This is a genomic window from Micromonospora sp. NPDC127501 (assembly GCF_040302185.1).
Lineage (GTDB): Bacteria > Actinomycetota > Actinomycetes > Mycobacteriales > Micromonosporaceae > Micromonospora.
On record NZ_JBEORJ010000029.1, the window covers coordinates 1 to 4844 of the forward strand.

A 4844-nucleotide genomic window follows, 5' to 3' on the forward strand; every position below is an offset into this window, starting at 1 on the left:
AGCACCCTGTTGAGTTCTCAAAGAACAACCACACACCGACCAGAAGCCCCACACTCAGTGGAACCCCAACCGGGGCTTTCCGTACCGCGTCCCCGTCGCTTTCAGCGCCAGGCACTTTTACTACGTTACCCGCTCGTTTCCGCCGTGTCAAACCGATATTTCGCGGTTCGTCATGCTTCACCGACAATGCGGATGGTGTTGCTTGGTTCGAGTCCACGATGACGCACGTCGTTGCCGACGTTCGTTTCTGTCGTGGGAAGCCGCAGACCGGCCGATCGCCGCTTCGCGGCTCTCCGCCCGGCTCCTGCCGGCTTCGAAACTCTACCCGGTCGGCTCCGCGTTCGCAACCCCGTTTTCGGAGTGTTCCGCACCGCCCGGTCCTCAGTCTCGCTCGGCGTTCCCGCCACGAGCCTGGCGCCCGTTCTCGGCCCGTTTGTCCGGCCTCCCCCGTGCAGAGAGAAAGTTACGCGGACGGCCCGGAGAAGGCAAATCAGGGTTCATCACTGGTTCGGAGGATGAGCGCCCGCCGGTCCCGGCGCGGCCGAGAACGCGAGCACCTCGTCTCCCCGCCGCAGCCGAGGACGCGGGCCACCTCGACGTGCCAGAGTGTCAGTCATGGATGAGTCCGGGCACGGCGCCAGGGTGTTCGCCGAGGAGGCGCTGCTCGGCCTCATCGGGCCGTTCTGGCAGGTGGTGATCGGCGCGGTCGTGCTGGTCGTACTTGTGCTGTCGGTGGGACGACTGGCCCGACGGGGCAGGTCCCGGATGACCACGGCGCTGCTGGTCACCGCCGCGGCCATCGCCGGCTTCGCGGTGATCGGCGTCCTGCTGGAGGGCTGAGGTTCAGAGCCGGCGGTTGGCCAGGCTGGGCAGCTCGGCGCGGATCGTGTCGAGCCGGTCCAGGTCCAGGTCGACGACGGAGATCCCCGGGCCGTCCGGCACCTGGCCGATGACCGTCCCCCACGGGTCGACCACCATGCTGCGGCCGAAGCAGGTGCGACCCGGCTCGTGGTCGCCGGTCTGACCGGCCGCCGCCACGAAACACTGGTTCTCGATAGCCCTGGCCCGCAGCAGGACCTCCCAGTGGTCTCGGCCGGTGTGCATCATGAACGCGGCGGGAACCACCAGCAGCTGCGCGCCGCCATCGGAGGCGAGCAGCCGGTACAGCTCCGGGAAGCGCAGGTCGTAACAGATCGACAGGCCGACCCGCAGTCCCTCGACGTCGACCACCACCGGTTGGACCCCGGGCGCCACACTCTCCGACTCCCGGTAGGAGACCCGACCGGGGATCTCCACGTCGTACAGGTGGATCTTGCGATAGCTCGCGGCGAGGCTGCCGGAACGGTCGAAGACCAGCGAGGTGTTCCAGGTGTGGTCCGGGTCCGGGCCGGCCTCGTGGAACGAGCCGGCCACCAACCAGATCCCGAGCCGCCGGGCGACCCCGGCGAAGAAGCTGCCCACCTCGCCGTCGACCGGCTCCGCTTCGGGCAGCCCAGCGGCAGGACCCAGGTAGTCGACGTACTCCGGGAGGACGGCGAGATCCGCGCCGCCGGCGGCGGCGCGCTCCAGTAGGGTCTCCGCGGCCGCCAGATTGGCCTTACGGTCGTCCCGGCCGTTCAGCTGGCAGACGGCGACACGCATGAGCAAAGGGTACGGCTGGAGGGCTCTGACGGACAGCGTCACGGTCTGGCCGGCCGGCTGGTGGTCACGGGCGACCGGTGCCGAACACGATCACGCCGGCCGCTCAGGATCGAACGGCCGGCGTGACGCGGGAAGGATCAGGCGGACTTCTCTTCGCGGTCGCGCCGAGCCCGGCGCCCGGTGAACTCACGCGGCACGATCGTCGGGTTGACGTTCTCCAGGACAACCTCGCGGGTGATCAGCACGCGGGCGGCGTCGGGGTTGCTCGGCACCTCGTACATCGCGGAGAGCAGGACCTCTTCGATGATGGCTCGCAGACCACGGGCACCGGTGCCCCGCAGCATCGCCTGATCGGCGATGGCTTCCAGCGCCGGCTCGTCGAACTCGAGCTCGACACCGTCCAACTCGAACAGGCGCTGGTACTGCCGGACCAGGGCGTTGCGCGGCTCGGTGAGGATCCGAACGAGGGCGCTGCGGTCCAGGCTGCGAACGTTGGTGATCACCGGCAGCCGGCCGACGAACTCGGGGATCAGCCCGAACTTGAGCATGTCTTCCGGCATGACCTGGCTGAAGATGTCGTCGGTCGACCGCTCGGAGACCGACCGGAGTCGGGCGCCGAAGCCAGTGCCGCCCTGCCCGGTGCGGGACTCGATGATCTGGTCGAGGCCGGCGAACGCGCCACCACAGATGAACAGCACGTTCGTGGTGTCGATCTGGATGAACTCCTGGTGTGGGTGCTTACGGCCACCCTGCGGCGGCACGTTGGCCACCGTGCCCTCGAGCATCTTGAGCAGGGCCTGCTGCACGCCCTCACCGGAGACGTCCCGGGTGATCGACGGGTTCTCCGACTTGCGGGCGATCTTGTCGACCTCGTCGATGTAGATGATGCCGGTCTCGGCGCGCTTGATGTCGTAGTCGGCGGCCTGGATCAGCTTGAGGAGGATGTTCTCGACGTCCTCGCCCACGTAGCCCGCCTCGGTCAGCGCGGTGGCGTCGGCGATGGCGAACGGAACGTTCAACATCCGGGCGAGGGTCTGCGCCAGGTGGGTCTTGCCGCAGCCCGTAGGGCCGAGCAGCAGGATGTTGGACTTGGCCAGCTCGACGGCGTCACTGCCGGAGCCCGGCGCACCAGCCGCCTCGGCCTGGATCCGCTTGTAGTGGTTGTAGACCGCTACGGCGAGCGCCTTCTTGGCCTGGTCCTGACCCACGACGTAGGTGTCGAGGAACTGGCAGATCTCCATCGGCTTGGGAAGCTCTTCCCACTTCACCTCGCCGGACTCGGCCAGCTCCTCTTCAATGATCTCGTTGCAGAGATCGATGCACTCGTCGCAGATGTAGACCCCTGGGCCCGCGATGAGCTTCTTGACCTGCTTCTGCGACTTGCCGCAGAAGGAGCATTTCAGTAGGTCGCCGCCGTCACCGATCCGTGCCACCTACGTTCTCCCTGCACTCATCGGCCGGAGACCCGGCCCTGACCTGCGGACGTTGCGCGCCGCCCGGCTTAGTTCGCGCCGCCGGCCCAACCGGCGAAGCGGTACGGACCCGACGTTACCCGCTGGCGGGGCATTCTCCGACCCCCAAAACGGGTGTGTCAGAGGTCGGCCGGGAACGGAGCCCCGGCCAACCTCTGACCCGGTACAGCTCAGCGGGCGGCGTTGGCCGCCAGCAGACCCTTCTTGCGACTGGTCAGGATCGTGTCGACCAGCCCGTACTCCTTGGACTCCTCGGCCGTCATGATCTTGTCACGGTCGATGTCCTTGCGAACCTGCTCGATGGGGCGGTTGCAGTGGCGGGACAGCATGTCCTCCAGCTGCGTACGCATCCGCAGGATCTCCCGGGCCTGGATCTCGATGTCCGAGCCCTGCCCGTAGCCGCCCTCGGTGGCTGGCTGGTGAATGATGATCCGCGAGTTCGGCAGGGCCATCCGCTTACCCGGCGTGCCCGCCGAGAGCAGCACCGCCGCCGCGCTCGCCGCCTGCCCGAGGCAGACCGTCGAGATGTCCGGACGGACGTACTGCATGGTGTCGTAGATCGCCGTCATGGCGGTGAACGAACCACCCGGCGAGTTGATGTACATGATGATGTCGCGGTCCGGGTCGGTGCCCTCGAGCGTCAGCAGCTGGGCCATCACGTCGTTGGCCGACGCGTCGTCCACCTGGACGCCGAGGAAGATGATCCGGTCCTCGAAGAGCTTGTTGTACGGGTTCGACTCCTTGACCCCGTACGACGTGCGCTCGACGAACGACGGCAGCACGTAGCGGTTGTGCACGGCCGCGAACTGGGGCGGCAGGCTCAGATCGGTCATCGTCAGCTCCTCAGCTCAGGGTCCCGGCGCCATCCGGAACCTGTGCGGCTCCGATGATCACCTTGTCGATGAAGCCGTAGTCCATGGCCTCCTGGGCGGTGAACCAACGGTCCCGGTCCGAGTCGGCCTCGATCTGCGACTGGCTCTGGCCGGTGTGGTGCGCGACCCGCTCCTGGAACATCCGCTTCGTGTAGAGCATCTGCTCCGCCTGGATGGCGATGTCGGACGCCGTGCCGCCCAGACCACCGGACGGCTGGTGCATCATGATCCGTGCGTGGGGCAGGGCGTACCGCTTGCCCTTGGTGCCCGCGCAGAGCAGCAGCTGGCCCATTGAGGCAGCCATGCCCATCGCCACGGTCGACACGTCGTTGTCGATGAACTGCATGGTGTCGTAGATCGCCATGCCGGAGTAGACCGAGCCACCCGGCGAGTTGATCCACAGGTTGATGTCGCGGTCCGGGTCCTCCGCGGCGAGCAGCAGCAGCTGCGCGCAGATGCGGTTGGCGACCTGGTCGGTCACCTCACTGCCCAGGAAGATGATGCGTTCCTTGAGCAACCGGTTGTAGACCGAGTCGTCGAGGTTGCCAATGGAGTCGCCACCGCGCGCGTCAATCGCCCGGAGCGACTTCTTGGGGATGTGCATGTCGGTCATGGCAGCCCTTCGCTCTCCGTACCGTCTTTCCCGACACTAACCGCTGTGCGGGGCGGCAGAGTCCCGGTCGGGGCACTGTTCGCTCTCAGCGCAGCTGTGTCGGGGTACCCGCGGCGCGGGCTTCCGGGCGTCCCCGGCAGTGCTTGCTGCCCGGGCGTACCCGACAGTGCCTGCTGCCGGGGCGTACCCGGAAAAGGGAAACGGCCGCCGTCCGCCGCTGAGCGGGGGGGGGCGGCCGCACCCCAC

Annotated in this window: 5 protein-coding genes; 1 reads left to right on the top strand and 4 read right to left on the bottom strand. The window is 67.5% G+C overall.

Annotation, left to right across the window (positions count from 1 at the left end):
- Positions 1–615 precede the first annotated feature (615 nt).
- Entirely contained in the window at positions 616–840 is a 225-nt protein-coding gene (locus ABTW72_RS32665; protein ID WP_112584164.1) for a hypothetical protein, read from the top strand.
- A gap of 3 nt (positions 841–843) precedes the next feature.
- Here ABTW72_RS32665 and ABTW72_RS32670 read toward each other — a convergent pair whose 3' ends face one another.
- From ABTW72_RS32670 to ABTW72_RS32685, 4 genes are all read right to left on the bottom strand, one after another.
- Positions 844–1641 carry a carbon-nitrogen hydrolase family protein gene (locus ABTW72_RS32670; protein ID WP_350865730.1) on the bottom strand — a complete coding sequence of 266 codons (798 nt, stop codon included), beginning with the start codon at positions 1639–1641 and terminating at the stop codon, positions 844–846.
- A gap of 137 nt (positions 1642–1778) precedes the next feature.
- The gene (gene clpX / locus ABTW72_RS32675) at positions 1779–3074 is read right to left on the bottom strand and encodes an ATP-dependent Clp protease ATP-binding subunit ClpX (protein ID WP_030333537.1); all 1296 of its coding nucleotides are present in this window, start codon (positions 3072–3074) and stop codon (positions 1779–1781) included.
- A gap of 209 nt (positions 3075–3283) precedes the next feature.
- On the bottom strand, positions 3284–3946 hold the full coding sequence (locus ABTW72_RS32680; RefSeq protein WP_030333536.1) for an ATP-dependent Clp protease proteolytic subunit: 663 nt from the start codon (positions 3944–3946) through the stop codon (positions 3284–3286).
- Positions 3947–3956: 10 nt separating this feature from the next.
- Positions 3957–4598 carry an ATP-dependent Clp protease proteolytic subunit gene (locus tag ABTW72_RS32685; protein ID WP_007464111.1) on the bottom strand — a complete coding sequence of 214 codons (642 nt, stop codon included), beginning with the start codon at positions 4596–4598 and terminating at the stop codon, positions 3957–3959.
- Positions 4599–4844 lie beyond the last annotated feature (246 nt).

Coding starts and splice junctions, on each gene's coding strand:
- ABTW72_RS32680 (WP_030333536.1), bottom strand. CDS start 3,946: ATGACCGATCTGAGCCTGCCGCCCCAGTTCGCGGCCGTGCACAACCGC.
- ABTW72_RS32685 (WP_007464111.1), bottom strand. CDS start 4,598: ATGACCGACATGCACATCCCCAAGAAGTCGCTCCGGGCGATTGACGCG.
- ABTW72_RS32670 (WP_350865730.1), bottom strand. CDS start 1,641: ATGCGTGTCGCCGTCTGCCAGCTGAACGGCCGGGACGACCGTAAGGCC.
- ABTW72_RS32665 (WP_112584164.1), top strand. CDS start 616: ATGGATGAGTCCGGGCACGGCGCCAGGGTGTTCGCCGAGGAGGCGCTG.